Source organism: Azospirillum sp. A23 (genome assembly GCF_042938965.1).
Classification (GTDB): domain Bacteria; phylum Pseudomonadota; class Alphaproteobacteria; order Azospirillales; family Azospirillaceae; genus Azospirillum; species Azospirillum melinis.
The window spans coordinates 1,402,857-1,419,223 of record NZ_CP170667.1; the positions used below are offsets into that span (position 1 = coordinate 1,402,857).

General features: G+C 65.9%; 13 protein-coding genes. 5 read left to right on the forward strand and 8 right to left on the reverse strand.

The features are described 5' to 3' along the window. Positions 1 to 603: 603 nt before the first annotated feature. The gene (gene rpoH / locus ABNQ40_RS24000) at positions 604 to 1,494 is read left to right on the forward strand and encodes an RNA polymerase sigma factor RpoH (RefSeq protein WP_109051750.1); all 891 of its coding nucleotides are present in this window, start codon (positions 604 to 606) and stop codon (positions 1,492 to 1,494) included. A 354-nt stretch (positions 1,495 to 1,848) separates the two neighbouring features. Further along, positions 1,849 to 3,195 (forward strand): globin-coupled sensor protein, encoded by a 1,347-nt coding sequence (locus ABNQ40_RS24005; protein ID WP_109051749.1) that lies wholly within the window; start codon positions 1,849 to 1,851, stop codon positions 3,193 to 3,195. A gap of 88 nt (positions 3,196 to 3,283) precedes the next feature. Here ABNQ40_RS24005 and ABNQ40_RS24010 read toward each other — a convergent pair whose 3' ends face one another. Next, a complete protein-coding gene (locus ABNQ40_RS24010; RefSeq protein ID WP_158285618.1) occupies positions 3,284 to 3,454 on the reverse strand; it encodes a hypothetical protein in 171 nt (56 codons plus the stop codon). Positions 3,455 to 3,962: 508 nt separating this feature from the next. Between ABNQ40_RS24010 and ABNQ40_RS24015 the strand changes: the two genes are divergently transcribed. Continuing rightward, positions 3,963 to 4,505: a GNAT family N-acetyltransferase gene (locus tag ABNQ40_RS24015; protein ID WP_391347504.1), complete on the forward strand. Its 543-nt coding sequence runs from the start codon at positions 3,963 to 3,965 to the stop codon at positions 4,503 to 4,505. Between the two features lie 44 nt (positions 4,506 to 4,549). Here ABNQ40_RS24015 and ABNQ40_RS24020 read toward each other — a convergent pair whose 3' ends face one another. After that, complete coding sequence (locus tag ABNQ40_RS24020) at positions 4,550 to 5,053, reverse strand: hypothetical protein (protein WP_109051747.1); 504 nt, start codon at positions 5,051 to 5,053, stop codon at positions 4,550 to 4,552. Between the two features lie 190 nt (positions 5,054 to 5,243). Between ABNQ40_RS24020 and ABNQ40_RS24025 the strand changes: the two genes are divergently transcribed. Then, positions 5,244 to 6,413: an alpha/beta hydrolase gene (locus ABNQ40_RS24025; RefSeq protein ID WP_109051746.1), complete on the forward strand. Its 1,170-nt coding sequence runs from the start codon at positions 5,244 to 5,246 to the stop codon at positions 6,411 to 6,413. A gap of 20 nt (positions 6,414 to 6,433) precedes the next feature. On the opposite strand, the gene ABNQ40_RS24030 is transcribed toward ABNQ40_RS24025, so the two are convergent. From ABNQ40_RS24030 to uvrB, 3 genes are all read right to left on the reverse strand, one after another. Beyond that, positions 6,434 to 7,291, reverse strand: coding sequence for an alpha/beta fold hydrolase (locus tag ABNQ40_RS24030; protein ID WP_247880216.1), 858 nt, complete (start codon positions 7,289 to 7,291; stop codon positions 6,434 to 6,436). Positions 7,292 to 7,328: 37 nt separating this feature from the next. Continuing rightward, entirely contained in the window at positions 7,329 to 8,228 is a 900-nt protein-coding gene (locus ABNQ40_RS24035) for a lytic transglycosylase domain-containing protein (protein WP_109051744.1), read from the reverse strand. 95 nt (positions 8,229 to 8,323) lie between these two features. Then, positions 8,324 to 10,465, reverse strand: coding sequence for an excinuclease ABC subunit UvrB (gene uvrB / locus ABNQ40_RS24040; protein ID WP_109051743.1), 2,142 nt, complete (start codon positions 10,463 to 10,465; stop codon positions 8,324 to 8,326). Positions 10,466 to 10,849: 384 nt separating this feature from the next. Here uvrB and ABNQ40_RS24045 point away from each other — a divergent pair, with 384 nt between their 5' ends. After that, complete coding sequence (locus tag ABNQ40_RS24045) at positions 10,850 to 11,866, forward strand: sensor domain-containing diguanylate cyclase (RefSeq protein ID WP_109051742.1); 1,017 nt, start codon at positions 10,850 to 10,852, stop codon at positions 11,864 to 11,866. Positions 11,867 to 11,890: 24 nt separating this feature from the next. On the opposite strand, the gene ABNQ40_RS24050 is transcribed toward ABNQ40_RS24045, so the two are convergent. From ABNQ40_RS24050 to ABNQ40_RS24060, 3 genes are all read right to left on the reverse strand, one after another. After that, complete coding sequence (locus ABNQ40_RS24050) at positions 11,891 to 12,277, reverse strand: DUF6285 domain-containing protein (protein ID WP_109051741.1); 387 nt, start codon at positions 12,275 to 12,277, stop codon at positions 11,891 to 11,893. After that, positions 12,277 to 13,365 (reverse strand): phosphotransferase family protein, encoded by a 1,089-nt coding sequence (locus tag ABNQ40_RS24055; RefSeq protein WP_109051740.1) that lies wholly within the window; start codon positions 13,363 to 13,365, stop codon positions 12,277 to 12,279. The genes ABNQ40_RS24050 and ABNQ40_RS24055 overlap by 1 nt, the downstream gene beginning before the upstream one ends. Positions 13,366 to 13,566: 201 nt before the next feature. Further along, entirely contained in the window at positions 13,567 to 16,212 is a 2,646-nt protein-coding gene (locus ABNQ40_RS24060) for a glycosyltransferase (protein ID WP_109051739.1), read from the reverse strand. Positions 16,213 to 16,367 lie beyond the last annotated feature (155 nt).

Sequence of the window (16,367 nt, forward strand, 5' to 3'; positions counted from 1 at the left end):
GCCCATTGTCGTCATATGACCAATGTTCGAGTGGCGAAGCGGCTCGGCCTTCCCATCTAGGGTTCCGGTATGGTTGAGGGACCACGGGCGGTTCTATCACCATCCTCATCGCAGAGGCATAGCCGCCTCCCGCCAATCCGGTCGACCGGGGGACTGCCTGCCTCCGTTCCCTTTCGCAGATGCGGTATGGCGATGATGTCCGGTCCTAAGTTCGACCGGCCGACCGGGGATGAACCGCTCGCCCGTAAGTCACCCGGCCGAAGGTCAGGGGTCATAGAAACGCCCCTCCTCCAGACTGCCGGTGCGGGTGGAAGAAGAGCCTGGGTATACGCCGAAAAACACCCGGAACACGCCCTTTACAGGGTTGATCGGTCGCATTTCTGCGGCCACATTAACAGTGTCATAAGGACGCAGTTCCTTAAGACGACAGGCAAAATACAGACCCCACTACAAACCAAAGCCGGCCAGAGCCGATAAAGACGGACGATATTCCTGCGTCCGCCAATGGATCATCGCCTCTTAGGCGATCCCCGCCATGGGCCCCGACCGGGCCGGTCTTGGAAAAGAGGCCGTTCCGGGAAGCGTTGGAGAGGAGGCAATCGCGTGCTGAAGAAACTGCTGACCGGTGAAAACGCCAGCCTGACCCGCTACATCGAGGAGTCGAAGCGCTTCCCGATCCTTGCCCCGGATGTCGAGCGCGACCTCGCCATCGCCTGGCGCGAACGCGGGAATCCGCAGGCCCTGGAACAGCTCGTGGGCAGCCATCTCCGCCTCGTCATCAAGATCGCCCGCGGCTTCGGCGGTTATGGCCTGCCGCTGGTCGATCTGGTCGCGGAGGGCAATGTCGGCCTGATGCAGGCGGCCCAGAAATTCGATCCGCAACGCGGGTTCCGCTTCGCCACCTACGCCACCTGGTGGATCCGCGCAGCGATCCAGGAATACATCCTGCACAGCTGGTCGCTGGTGAAGATGGGCACCACCGCCGCGCAGAAGAAGCTGTTCTTCAACCTGCGCCGCCTGAAGAGCCAGATGGCCGAGTTGGAGCAGGGCGACCTGTCGCCGGAGACCGTCGCCACCATCGCCGCCGAACTGGACGTGCCGGAGACCGAGGTGGTGGAGATGAACCGCCGTCTCGCCGCCAACGACAGCTCGCTCGACGCCACCCTCTCGTCCGATGGCGAAACCAACTGGCTGGAACTGCTAGCCGATGACCGGCCCACCCAGGACGCCATGCTGGCCGAGGCCGACGAACTGGCGCTGCGCCGCCGGCTGGTCGGACAGGCGCTGGACCGGTTGGACGCCCGCGAACGCCGCATCCTCTTCGAACGCCGCCTGAAGGACGACCCCTCGACCCTGGAAGCGCTGAGCCAGCAGTTCTCGGTTTCGCGCGAACGGGTGCGCCAGATCGAAGTGCGGGCTTTCGAAAAGCTCCAGAAGGCGGTGCTCAGCGCCGCGCAGGCCCTGCGCCGCCCGGTCACCCCGATGGTGGCCTGACCGGACATCGTTCTCCCGTCCGGCTGCCGCGCTGCTGGACGGGACATATGCGGGACCGGCTATGCCGCGCTCCGCATCGTTCCAGCGGGCTGTCGGCCCGCCTGTTGCCTCCAGACCTGTAACCTTTACGCCGGCGGTGCCCATGGCCCCGCCGGCCTTTTCTTTTGTGGACCGTTTCGGCTTCGATCCCAGCCGGCCGCAAACCATTGCGTTTGCTGCCGCTTAAAGATGTCATGCGACAAAGTGACAGGTTCAAAGTTGCGAATGCTTGCGCATGATGTGCGGCCCGCGGGAAAGATTGCATTTTCGCCAATTCTTAGTACGCTAGTCATATCACAAATGGGAGAGGGCTCCATGTCGAACGCTGCCCAGACTCAATCGATTATCGACCGCATCACCTTCCTGCGCATCGACGAGGCGACGAAGGCAACCCTGCGGGAGTTCCAGCCCTATCTGGCGCAGCGCATCGATCAAATTCTGGAAGAGTTTTACGGCTACCTGCACGCCGTGCCGCAGGTGGCGCCGATGCTGGTCAATCCGGCGGTGACCGGCCGCGCCCGCGACCTGCAGAAGCAGCATTGGCTGCGCAACGTCTTCACCGGCACCTTCGACGAGGCCTACGTCAATCAGGTCCTGAAGATCGGCCAGACCCACCAGCGCATCGGGCTCGAACCGCGCTGGTACACCGGCGCCTATTGCTTCACCCTGAACAAGCTGATCGAGCTGGCGACCCAGATCCACCGCAAGAAGCCGGAAAAGCTGTCGCAGCTTCTCCAGGCGATCAACAAGGCGGTGTTCCTGGACATGGACCTTGCCACCTCCGTCTATATCGACCTGAACACCGCGGCGATCATCGCGCGGGAATTGGGCAGCACCGCCGACAGCTTCGAACGTGAGGTGAAGGGTGTTGTCCAGGCGGTGGCGAGTGCCGCCCAACAGCTTCAGGGCACTGCCCAGGCGATGAGCCGCACGGCGGAAATCACCAGCGAGCAGTCGACCCAGGTCGCCGCCGCCGCCGAGGAGGCCTCGGTCAACATCCAGACCGTCGCCGCGGCAGCCGAGGAGCTGACCGCCTCGATCGGCGAAATCAGCCATCAGGTGACCCAGTCGGCCGCCATCGCCAACGCCGCGATGACCGAGGCCGAGCGGACCAACGCCACCGTGCAGGGCTTGGCCGATGCCGCCAGCCGCATCGGGCAGGTGGTGAAGCTGATCCATGACATCGCCAGCCAGACCAACCTGCTCGCCTTGAACGCCACAATCGAGGCGGCGCGTGCCGGTGAGGCCGGCAAGGGCTTCGCCGTCGTGGCGAGCGAGGTGAAGAGCCTCGCCAACCAGACCGCCAAGGCGACGGAGGAGATCAATTCGCAGATCGGCGCGGTTCAGGGGGCGACCCAGGAGGCCGTCGGGGCCATCCGCTCCATCTCCGGCACCATCGCCCGCATCAACGAGATCTCCACCTCCATCGCCACGGCCATGGAAGAGCAAGGCGCCGCCACGACGGAGATCGCCCGCAACGTGCAGCAGGCTTCTATCGGCACCCGCGAGGTCAGCGAAACCATCGTCGCGGTGAATGCTTCGGCCAACAATGCCGGTGAAGAGGCCCGCCAGGTTCTGGAGGCGACCAACGAACTGTCGCGCCAGTCGGGAACCCTGAGGTCCGAGGTCGAGCGCTTCCTGACCCGCGTCCGCGCCGGCTGATCCGTTTCACGGTGCAGGTTAGAAGAAAGGGCGCGTTCCCAGGAACGTGCCCTTTTTCATTGTCCAGGCTTGACCGCGATGCGACCGCTCAAGCCAGCGTGCGGACAACAAGATCGCTGACCGGAATATTCTCCGCCAGCGCGGCGCGGCGAACCTCGTCGGCGCTGCGCCAATGGCTGTGACCGCCCAGGCTGGTCATAACTCCACCGCGCATCGCCACGAATAAACCGGTACGTCCCAGATTGACGATTCTCGTCATGATTCAATCCCCCGCTCGATGACGCGAATTTTAGGTAAAATTGTTTTATTCTTCATATGATAGAGAGAACTTGTCTCTACCCACAGATTTATCAAACAGCCTCCTCTAACGTCAATAAAACTTCCAGTCTTCAACCCACTGCCGTTTTCATAGGTCATCTTTCATCCGTAAGCACCAACACTCCTCAGAACACAACCAGCAACAGCCTATTATTAATTATCATCAAATTTTATTTGTTTTATACGGAGCCACGGGAAAGGGGGTGTCCCACCGAAAGCCTTATCCCAACCGCGCAGCGTGGGAACGTCCGCATGGCGTATAGGGTTGTCAGCGAATCCGCCACTCGATCCATCGGCGGCACAGTGCGGGGAAATACCTGCGAGGCATCGGCATCATGGCAACAGCACAGCGCCGCGTCGGCATCTGCGGCACAGCCACCACCGCTCATTTCGGACTGGATACGGCAGAGGAGGACAGCAGGAAAGGCGGGAACAACGAAAATCTCGAGTTGCCTCTGACCATTCGTCCGGCAAGGCAGGAGGATTTGCCGTCGCTCGAATGGTACGGCCTGCACACCCCCCATCGCGAAATCATCGCCGACGCTTTCCGTCTTCAGGAACGCGGTGACGGCGCCATGCTGCTGGCCGACGTCAATAGTTTTCCGGTCGGCCAGATCTGCATCGATTTCCTGCGCAAGCGGCCGAGCGGCCGAGCGACCCTATGGGCACTGCGGGTATTTCAACCCTTTCGTGGGATCGGGATCGGTGTCCGTCTGGTGCGGGCAGCCGAGCGGGTGGTGATCCAGCGCGGCGTGCCCTTCGCCGAACTGGGCGTCGACCGCGACAATGTTGGCGTGCTGCCCTTCTACGAACGGCTGGGCTATGAACATTGCGGGCGGGAGCGCGGGCAGTTCCTCTACCACACGCCGGAAGGCCGGCTGGTCCGCGTCGCCATCGACCAGTGGCTTCTGCACAAACGGCTGCCTGAAGCCAGTGGCACGGCCAGCATCCCTTCAGACCACAGCCGGAGCCTGAAGATGGCCGGCGACTGACCCCGGCGCCGCCTTCTATCCGCCTCCATTCGTTCGGTCGCCGTTTATTCGGCCGCCATCGCCATATCGCCCATGGTGGGGCCGGTTGCCGGCGTCACCAGACGCGCCACCCGCCGGCGCGGCAGGAAGATACGCGCACCATCCAGGATGCCGCCCAGTTCGACCATCGCGTCGGTCGCCATGAGCAGTGCGACCGGCGGCAGCCAGCGGTCGAACAACTGCGCCGCCATTTCCGCGTCGCCGCTCTGTACCGCGGCCAGGGAATCCAGCAGGGCGGCTTCGTCGATGCCGATCCGGCTGCAGGCCGGGCAGCGGATCTCCGGCCGGCGGGCGCCGGACACCGCAAAGGTGCCGAGCAGGGCGAACAGCGGCAGCAGTGCGGTGTTCGGCACGCCGGCCACATTCAACCCGATGCGCATCGACGCCATCGCCCCGGCGGTTCCGGCGCGGAACCACTGGCGCACACCGGTCAGCAGCGCCCGTTCGGCGGTCGTCAGGTCCGCCACCGTCCAAGGCGAATACCGCCCCTCTTCCACCGTCCCGCACATGCCGATGCTCCTTCATCCGGTTGCAGGAACACCCTACCGCTTCCCTTCTCTAATTGCGAGTCATTCTTATTTGCAGAAGCTGCCTGTGACAAAAAAACAGCCGCCCGTGACAGTGAAAACCACGGAAAGGACGCGTTAACGAACGGCGGCAATCCTGAAGCGACCAAGCAGTACAGGGGGATCGCTGAGCATGAGGCGGACGATTCGGGGAGGTATTCTCGCACTGGTCGCGACGATCGGACTGGCTGTCGCCGGAGGCCTGACGGTCGCCCGCCCGGCAACGGCCCAGATCGTTCTGAAATCCGCCTACGGCGAGGCCTCGCTGGCCGGTCCGGCAAAGGCCCGCGGGGCGGTGGTCTGGAGCCACGGCCGCTCGGTGGACTCCGAAGATTCGGAAGCCCCTACCCCGCTCTACATGAAGGCGATGCGCGACGCCGGCTGGGACGTCTACCGGCTGGACCGCATGCGGGTCAGCGACACCCTGCCCAACAGCTCCCGTGCGCTCGCCGGCTACTCGGAGACGCTGAAGGCCAAGGGCTATCGCCGGGTCGCCCTGACCGGCCAATCCTTCGGCGCCTTCATCTCGCTGATCGCCGCCGGCCAGACCAACGCCATCGACGCTGTCATCGCCACCGCCCCAGCCGCCTTCGGCAACTTCACCGAGGCGTTCGACAGCTATCGCGAGAACGCCGCCCAGCTCTGGCCGATCCTGCGCGAGGTCAGGCGGGCGCGGGTGATGATGTTCTTCTTCCATGGCGACGATTTCGATCCGGGCGGGCGCGCCGAGCCGGCCCGCAGCATCCTGACCCAGCGCGGGCTGAGCAGCCTGATCGTCGACCAGCCGTCGCTCCTGACCGGCCATGGCGCCGCCAACACCGGGCTGTTCGTTCGCCGCTTCGGCGCCTGCATCGTCCGCTTCGCGGAGGAGCCGCCGACGCCCAACGACCCGCCCTGCGATGAGACCTGGGGCCGCAGCCCGAGTGCCGAGATGCTGCAGGCCGCCCTGCCCGCGAACGCATCGGGCTCGGCCAGGGGCAACGACGCGACGACCACGCTGCGCCCCTACATGGGCATGTGGTACGGCAGCTACATCAACGGTCGCGAGGTCGCCCTGTCGGTGGAAAAGGCCGAGGGCGACGCCGTCTATGCCGACTATGTGCTGGGCGCCGGCATGGAATCGGACCAGCCCGCCGAACGGGTGCGCCGCAAGGGCCGGATCGAGAATGGCGAGCTGGTCTTCGACGAAAAGGGGCGCAACATCCTGCGCTACCGCCTGCGTCCGGATGGCCGTGTCGCCGCCAGCTGGCTCGACAAGGACGGCCATGGCCGGCTCGACACGGTGCTGCGCCGGGTGAACTGATTGGCTGCTCCGGAGGGTGCTCAGCCCTCCGCCAGGAAGCTGCGGACGATGGCGATCTGCTCGTCCGTCATCAGGGAGGGGGCGTGGCCAGTGTTGTCAATCTCCACCACCCGCACCAGACCGGCGGCCCCCGGCCCGCGCTCCGCCATCCGCTCCGCCGTTTCGGCGCTCAACAGGTCGGACTCGGCGCCGCGCAGGACCAGCACCGGGCAGCGCACGCGATCCCACAATGCCCACAGATCGACATCGCCGATGGGCGCCGTTTTGAACGCATCGCCGATGGCCGGATCGTAGGCCAAGCGGAAACGCCCGTCGGGCAGCGGCCGGGCACTGTGCTGCGCCATGTGGCGCCAGCACTCGTCGCCGATCGTGCCGAAGCCCATCAGCACGAAACGCAGGTAGGATTCCAGCGCCGGCAGATCCTCGAACACCGGATCCTTGCCGACATAATCGGCGATCCGCTGCAACCCGGCCTGGGCGATGAAGGGGCCGACATCGTTGATCACCATGCGGCGGATCGGGCTGTTGGCCTGCGCCGCCAGAGTCATGCCGATCAACCCGCCCATCGAGGTGCCGATCCAATCGACCGTTTCCACCCCCATGCGGGCGATCAGCGCCACCATGTCGGAGCAGTATTGCGGATAGCCGTAGAGCGCCGGCACCGGCAGCCAGTCGCTGCGGCCGCGCCCGACCACGTCGGGACAGGCAACCCGCCAGCCATCCGCCAGAGCCAGCGCCAGCCGGTCGAAATCGCGGCCGTTGCGCGTCAGCCCATGGACGCAGACCGCCGTGCGCGCGGCATCGTCCCGCCCCCACTGGGTGTAAGCCATCCGGTGGAACCCGGCGGCGCTGAGGCCGAGGACGTTGCGTTCGGACATCGGCACGGGCGGGCACTCCTGTTCAGGATTGACGGGACTATCCCTTTTTCGGCGATTTGGCGCCGCGTGGCAACTCCGCCTCGACCGCGCGTTCCGCCGCGGCACGGATGGCCGGCATGGCCGAAGACGGCTCCGCCACCGACCCGTCGAAGGGATGGCGGGTGTTGTCGTAGATGCGGTGGATGATGCGGACGTAGTTGCGCGTCTCGTCATAGGGCGGAACGCCCTTGTACCGGTCGACCGCCCCTTCCCCGGCATTGTAGCCGGCCAGCGCCAATGTCACGTCGCCCTGGAAATAGGCCAGCAGCCAGCGCAGGTATTTCACCCCGCCAGTGATGTTCTGCTTGGGGTCGAAGACGTCGCCGACGCCGAAGCGGCCGGCCGTGTCAGGGATCAGCTGCATCAGCCCGGCAGCGTCCTTGGGCGACACCGCATCGGTGCGGAAGGCGCTTTCCGCCTGGATCACCGCCAGCACCAGCGCCGGGTCGATGCCGTATTTCGGCGCGATGCTGTTGACCAGCGCCACCACCTCAGCCGGGGGCGGCCCCATCTCCCGCACCGGACCGGCGCCGGGGCGGCACCAGGGACGGATGCGCCCCATGCGGCCGGGCACATAGTTGACCAGCCGCCGCGCCTCCGGATGCCCGCGCGAGGCGGCGGCGCGCAGCCAGGCGGTGCCGAGCCGCCGGTCCTTGCGCACTCCCTTGCCGAACAGATAGCGGCGGGCCAGCCGAAACGCGGCATCGGCGTTACCCTGCTCCGCCAGCTCGCAATCGCCTGATCTGGTCTTGAGAGACGGCGTCGGCAGTTCGGCCACCGCGTTCGGCTTCGCTGCGGATTTTGCATCCGCCGCCGCGGCGATGGACACCGGCCAGATGCCGACGCCACCCAGCGCCAGCGCAATCAGCGGCACCATCACGACACGACGAACGAACAAGCCACGACCCTCCTGCGATCCCGCGCCACCCTACGGGAAGCGGAAGTATGGTGTTGCAACCTGTTCAGGACAAGGGTGGGTCAACAAGAGGTGGATCACGGCCCGCGGCGACGCCTGCCTTGCTTCTTCGGTGCCCCTTCCGGAATGCCGCGACCCTGGCGCGCACTGCTGATGCCAATGCTGCCGGGGGTTTCCAGCCCCAGATCCATCGCCTCCAGCCGGCGTAGCTCGTCGCGCAGACGGGCGGCCTCCTCGAACTCCAGGTCGGCGGCAGCGGCCCGCATGCGCTTTTCCAGATCGGCGATGACGCTCTTCAGGTTGTGCCCGACCAGCTCGTTGGAGTTCAGGCCGGTCTTGACCGTCACATGGTCCCCGCGCTCGAAGACGCTTTCCAGAATGTCGCCGATGGCCTTCTTCACCGATTCCGGCGTGATGCCGTGTTCCAGATTGTAGGCCATCTGCTTCTCGCGGCGGCGTGCCGTTTCGTCGATGGCGTACTTCATGCTGTCGGTGATCTTGTCGGCGTAGAGGATCGCCCGTCCGTCGATGTTGCGGGCGGCACGGCCGATGGTCTGGATCAGCGAGGTCTTCGACCGCAGATAGCCTTCCTTGTCGGCGTCCAGGATCGCCACCAGCGCGCATTCCGGAATGTCCAACCCCTCGCGCAGCAGGTTGATGCCGACCAGCACGTCATAGGCACCCAGCCGCAGGTCGCGGATGATCTCGATGCGCTCCAGCGTCTCCACATCGGAGTGGATGTAGCGCACGCGCAATCCCGCCTCGTGCATGTATTCGGTCAGCGCCTCCGCCATCTTCTTGGTCAGGGTGGTGACCAGCACGCGATAGCCCTTGGCGACCACCTCCTTGCATTCGCCGATCAGGTCGTCGACCTGGGTCTCGGTCGGGCGGATGATCACCGGCGGATCGATCAGGCCGGTCGGGCGGACCAGCTGCTCGGTGAAGACGCCGCCGGTGCGCTCCATTTCCCAGGGACCGGGCGTGGCGGAGACGAAGACCGTCTGCGGCCGCATCCCCTCCCATTCCTCGAACTTCAGCGGGCGGTTGTCCTTGGCGCTGGGCAGGCGGAAGCCGTAATCGGACAGCGTCGATTTGCGAACCAAGTCGCCGCGGTACATGCCGCCGATCTGCGGCACCATGACGTGGCTCTCATCGACGATCAGCAGCGCATCGCCCGGCAGATATTCGAACAGGGTCGGCGGCGGATCGCCAGCGGCGCGGCCGGTCAGATAACGGGAATAGTTCTCGATGCCGGCGCAGGACCCGGTCGCCGCCATCATCTCGATGTCGAAGGTGGTGCGCTGCTCCAGCCGCTGCGCCTCCAGCAGCTTGCCTTCGGCGGCGAATTCCTCCAGCCGGTCCTTCAGGTCCCGCTTGATCTGGTTGATCGCCTGATTGAGCGTCGGCTTCGGTGTCACATAGTGGCTGTTCGGATAGACGCGCACCGCCTCCAGCGCCGCCAGCTTCTCGCCGGTCAGCGGGTCGATCTCGTGGATGGCCTCGATCTCGTCGCCGAACAGCGAGATGCGCCACGCCCGGTCTTCCATGTGGGCCGGGAACAGCTCCACCGTATCGCCGCGCACACGGAACAGGCCGCGGCCGAAGGCGGCGTCGTTGCGCTTGTACTGAAGCTCGGTCAGCTTGCGCAGCAACTCCGGCTGGGCGATCACCTCGCCCTTGCGCAAATCCACCGTCATCTCGGAGTAGGTCTCGACCGAACCGATACCGTAGATGCAGGACACCGACGCCACGATGATGACGTCGTCGCGCTCCAGCAGGGCCCGCGTCGCCGAGTGGCGCATGCGGTCGATCTGCTCGTTGATCGACGATTCTTTCTCGATATAGGTGTCGGTGCGCGGGACGTAGGCCTCCGGCTGGTAATAGTCGTAGTAGGAGACGAAGTATTCCACCGCGTTGTTCGGGAAGAACGACTTCATCTCGCCATACAGCTGTGCCGCCAGCGTCTTGTTGGGCGCCAGGATCAGCGTCGGGCGCTGCACCGTCTGGATGACGTGCGCCATGGTGAAGGTCTTGCCCGACCCGGTGACGCCCAGCAGCACCTGATCCTTCTCGCCCTGCCGCAGTCCGCCGGTCAGTTCCTCGATGGCGTTCGGCTGGTCGCCCGCAGGCGTGTAGTCCGACACGATGACGAACTGCTTTCCGGCTTCCAGCTTCGCGAGCGGCTTGGCGGGAATGGCGGACAGGACGGGACTTGCCATGGGGCGGCGATCCGGATCTGAGGACGGGTACGGAACAGGAACCGATTATATGGCCGCAATCCCCCCGTCTGTCGAGCGCGGGCTTGGCGGGAATTGCGATACGGTTCACACCCTGCCCCGCATCCGATTTGCGCAAGCGCTTACCCTCGGTGCATTCACCGGGTGTTCAATGCCCCACACAAGTGGCTTGGAAGTAGATGGTACGGGAACAACAGGTTCCCCAACTTGACGCCGCATTAGGTTATGGCATTATCCTGTTTAGAGTATGAAGTTGAGGCGGCTTACCAAGCGTATCCGGGACGGGGCAACAGCAGGTGGTCCTTCCTTAAGTACGGCCACAACGTTTCGTAGACCAACTGTTGTCGTGCAGTCGACGGACCATCCATGTCAGACAAGTTCTTTTCTGAGATTTCCGACACTCTGTCTTCCGCCAGATCGGTCGAGGATTTGACCCGCCCGCTGCTGAGCCTCCTTGAGGCGGTAACGGAGCTGGAGGCCACCTATCTGACCTGCATCGACCAGGAACTCGGCGTCCAGCGCGTCATGTTCGCCTACAACAGCAAGACGATGCAGATCCCCGAAGGGCTTGTCGTGCCCTGGGAAGGAACCCTGTGCAAGCGTGCACTCGACGAAGGACGGTTTCATACCGACGATGTGCCGACGCTGTGGGGAGATTGTGACGCTGCCAAGTCTCTCGGCATCCAGACCTACGTCAGCACTCCCGTTCGACTGAACGACGGCAGGATTTTCGGAACCCTGTGCGCCGCCGGGTCGGAACGCAAGCCGCTGACCCCGAAGGGCGAACAGGTTCTCCGCCTCTTCTCCTCGCTGATCGGCCTGCATGTGGAGCGGGAGCAGCTCCTCGAAAACCTTCAAACCGTCAACACCGCGCTGGAGGCGCATTCCTTCACCGATGTGCTGACCGGACTGCCGAACCGCCGCTTCCTTCTGAAGGAGATGGAGAGGCTGTTTGCAGATGCCGAACGGACCGGACAGACGGTCCTGATCGCCTTCATCGATCTGGATGGCTTCAAGGCGATCAACGACCGTCATGGCCATGAAATCGGCGACGAGTTTCTGATCGAGGTGGGCAAACGCCTGTCAGCCGGGCTGCGGGCCGGAGACATCCTCGCCCGCTTCGGGGGCGACGAATTCATCGTCACCGGCCTGGGGCCTTCCGGCGATGCCAAAGGTCAGGCGGCAGCGGAGGTTCTGTGCAGCCGCCTTGCACCGCTGCTGGTCGGCGACTACGCGTTGCGCGGCACGACGCTGCACTATTCGGGCGCAAGCTTCGGGCCCATCGCGTCCGATCCGCGAACCGTCACGGTGGAGACCGCGCTGAGGAACGCGGACGCCGCGATGTACGAGGTGAAGCGCAAACGGAAGGCGCTTCGAGCCTGACAGCAAGACGGGGGCGGTTGCCCCCTATCCCAGTGCCTTCGGATTGGAGATCCCCAGCCGCGCTTCGACGATGGCCTCCAGCGAATCCATCAGCACGCCCTGCCCCTCCTGGTCGAAATCGCCGGCGGCGATTTCGATGCACAGGCGGTGCTGCAAGGCTTCCACCCGCTTGCGCAGGTCGTCGCCGGACAGCGCATCGTCGGCATCCTCGCCATAAAGCAGGGCGAGCGCCCCCAGCATCGAATGGCCGGCGGCGTCCAACCCCTTCAACTCGCGCTCGGCAATCTCCAGCGCATTGGCGACCATCAGCGCGGCGAAACGCGCTTCCGGCGCCACATGGGGAAGCACGTCGGCACGGAAGGTGGAGGCGGCGATCTCCAGCAGGCCGCGGGCGTCGGGATTGGCGCGCATCAGGCCACCCTCTCCACGGCATCCGCCGCCATGCCACCGAGGGTGCTGATGGCGCGCAGATGGCGCAGCATGTCCATCTCAATTTCCGGCAGCATCCGTCCGGTCAGGGCCAGTTCCAGCGAGCGCTCCGCGCCGGAGCTGTGGCGCAGCCCCTGCTCCACCGCGATCGCCGCCCAGCGCAGATAGGCCGCCGTCTCCCAATAGGCGACGCGCGCCTGATCGACGCGGCGGCCGGAGGTTTCCTCATAGCCGGCATAGAACTCCGCCCGGTCGGCGATGCCGCCCGCCTCGCGGTCGGGCCGGCGGAACCGCCAGGAGCGGGAGCAGAACCAGCCGAGATCCTCCATCGGGTCGCTGAATCCGGCGAACTCCCAATCCAGGATCGCGGTCAGCGCACCGTCCTTGACCAGATAATTGCCGGTGCGGAAGTCGCGATGGCACAGCACCACCGCACCCGGCTGCGGCGCGTTGACCTCCAGCCAGCGCAGCCCCCAGGCGATCACCGGATCGCGCCGCCCTAGATCGCCGAACCAGTGTCGGTACTGCGCCAGCGTCTCCTGTGCCGGGCAGTCGGGCGCCTCGGACAGCCGCTCCAGCCCCTCGGTATCCGGCGTGATCCGGTGCAGCAGGCCAAGCTGCCGCCCAAGCTCGCGCGCCAGGTCCGGCTGCGCCGCTTCGGATCGCGTCACCGCATGGCCGGCTCCGAGCCCTTCGGCCCGCCGCATGATGTAGAAGTCGTGGCCCAGCACCGCCGGATCGTCGCAGCCGAACAGCGGTTCCGGCGCCATCACCCCGGCCGCGAAAGCGGCGCGCAGCACCACGAACTCCCGCAGCTTGCCTATGCTGGCTGAAATACGCCCGCCGCCCTCGGCCCGCAGCACGCAGGCATGGCGCCCGGCCAGCGGCCCGCCGACGATATCCAGCGTCACCGCCAGATTCAGGGAGATCGCCCCGCCGCCAAGCCGTCCATCCTCCGTCACCGTGACGCGGGATGCGCCGGCCCGTGCGGCCAGCCAGTATTCCAGTCGAACCCGGTTGTCACCGGACAGGGAAGGCGGGGACTGGTCGGACGCTTTCACGACGTGCATGACGATCTCCCTCCGAAGGTTGCTGGGCGCGTTGGTTCGCGCGTCTTTATCGGTTTGAGCCGCCGATGGTAGGCACGAAGCGCTGTTGCAGACAAGTTTCACCTTGGTAGGAAAAACGACTACACCCCCAAAAAAGTCGGCCCCTCCCCCGCCGGTCAGGCGGGGGAGGGGCCGTTTTTGCATGAGGGAAAGAGGAAAGCCTTATGCGGCGACCGGGTGGCTCGTGCCCTGCTCCTGGCCGGCCGTGTTGCCCTGCTGGGCGGCCGGAACCGGGGCCGGCTTGGCTTCGCGGACCGGAAGCATGTCACCGATACCGAAGGCGACGGCCATCAGGTTCGGCACCGCCATCGCGGCGAGCAGCACCGACCACAGTTCCAGCGACAGGGTGCCCAGCGGGTTGACCAGCGCGGCGGTGGCGGACGAGGCGACCAGGGCGGCCGACAGCCAGGCTTCCGGCTTGGCGCAGAAGCGGCCGGCGGTGCGCTTGCCACCCTTGGCGGTCACCCGGAAGGCATCGTGCTTGCGGACCAGACCGCGGACGACGGCCAGGGCGACGGTGGTGGACAGCGCCATGCCGACGGCGCAGGCACCCAGGCTTTCCTTCCAGCTGTTGCCCGAGGCATAGCGCGAGGCCAGCAGGCTGGAACCGGCACGCAGGACCAGGGCACCCAGCACGGCGGCGGTGGCGGCCACCGGCGGCAGGTGGAGCGGTAAAACCAGCGAGGCGAAGGTCCAGACCACGGCGGCGGATGCTGCGAACAGGCCGACGGCGTCGGACCACCAGCGGATCCAGTTGGTGACGTAGCCCAGCTTCTGCCGCGCGCTCAGCGCGGCCGCACCCGGCAGGAACTTCTTCCAGTGGGCGCGGACGATCTGCGTCGAGCCGAACACCCAGCGGTCGCGCTGCTTGCGGAACTGCATGAAGTTGTCCGGGGCCAGACCGGCGCCGAGGCGCTCGTCGGTGTAGGCGGCGCGGTACCCGGCCGACAGGATGCGCAGGCCCAGTTCGGTGTCCTCGCAGATGCCGGCTTCCGACCAGCCGCCGACCCGATCCATCGCCGAGCGGCGCAGCATGATCATCGTGCCGTGGCAGATGAAGGCCTGGGACGACACACCCTCCTGCATGCCGACGTCGAAGAAGGGACGGTACTCGGCGGTCATCGCCGACTTCAGCGCCGTCTCGTGGCCGTCGCGGTGTTCCTGCGGAGCCTGGACGATGCCGACCGAGGGATCGGCGAAGGTCGGGGCCAGCTTCGACAGCCAGTCGGGCGACACGGTATAGTCGGCGTCCAGCACGGCGACGATCTCGGCGGCCGGATCGGTGTGGCGCAGCGCGGCGTTCAGGGCGCCGGCCTTGAAGCCGGAGATCTTCTTGTACCAGTGGAACTTGAACTTCGGCCCCAGCGCCTGGCACATCTCCTCCACCGGGCGGACCAGATGCTCCTCCTCGGTGTTGTTGATCAGGACGACGACCTCGTAGTTCGGGTAGTCGAGCCGCGACAGCGAGGCCAACGTGGCGTTCAGCACATCCGGCTGCTCGCGGCAGGCGGCGACGTGGATCGAGACCATCGGCTTGTGCTCGGTGCTGGGCACGCCATGCGGCAGCAGGGCCGGGGCGCGGCCGGTCAGCAGCCGGCGGGCGACGTCCACTAGATCGGCGAAGGCGACGCTCATCATCAGGGTGCCGAGAGCGAAGGCCGAGCCCCAGGTGGTGACCGCACCGAAGGTCAGATACTCGGAGAAGGCGCCGGCGACGGCCGAGCCGATGGCGAAGCCGATGATGTTGGCGCCCAGCGAGGCGGCGAGCGCGAAGCCGGCATTGGTCCGGCGCCGGAACACGGCGAAGGCCGACAGGGCGAGGCCGACGGCGAGCGCCACGCCCGCGCCGACACGCTCGCCATAGGGGGCGGCGACGGCGCCGGTCATCGACCATTTCGGCTGGCGGTCGGCATCCAGCACACCCCAGGTCGGGCCGGGCGAGCCTTCGATGGTCGACTTCCAGATACCGTCGAAGGCCTCGACGACGTTGTAATGCAGGCCAAGCGCGTTGGCTTCCGCCGCGAACCCACGGACGACGGCGGCCTGGGCCTCCGGCGTCGGGTAGGCGTCGTGGAAGTTCTCACCGCCCGACGGCCAGCCGACCTCGCCGACGAACAGCGCCTTGCCCGGATGGGCCTTGCGCACGGTGTCGAGCCGGTCGCGGATCCAGGTCAGCGCATCGGACACCGGCACGCCTTCCCAGTAGGGCAGGACGTGGACGCCCATGAAGTCGGACGCCTTCACCGTGGCGTCGGCCTTGACCATCTCCGACCACACGTCGGCGGTGCCGACCTTGATGTTGGCGGGGACGGCGGCGCGCACGCGCTTGATGTAGGAGGCCAGCTCGGCATCGGTCAGTTCGGCGCGCAGCAGCGTCTCGTTGCCGACGACGATGCGCTTGATGCCGCGGAATTCCTTGGCGAGCGCGATGCCGTGCAGCACCTCCCGCTCGTTGCGGGACTTGTCCTTGCTCAGCCAGATGCCGAGCGTGACGTCCAGCCCCTTGGACACCGCGATCTCCGGCACCTCGCCCTGCGAGCCGAGCGTCGAGTAGGTCCGGACGCCATCGGCGAAGCCGGCGATGGCGGTCATGTCCTTCTCGATGTCCTTGCGCGGCACCACCGGCTGGTGGTTGGGGTCGTAGCTGCGGCCCGACGGCGAGTAGGACACGGATTCGATACGGCCCGGCTCCGCCTCCACAGGCGTCGGCGTATTGCGCCAGGACCAGAAGGACGCGTGGCCGGCGGTCACGGCCAGCAGTGCGGCGGCGATGGCTGCGCGCCGGATCGAGTTCTTCGGGTTGCTCATGGGGAGTTCGCGTGCCCTGTTGCTGGGTGGCCGTTCGCCACCGGACATCCGCACAAACGGGCAAACCCACTTCCCTATTCCGCCGCTTCCAAAAATTTTTTGTGCAGTGCGGGGAGCGGAACCCTCACTGGCGGCTCCTGTTGGACAACGACCGG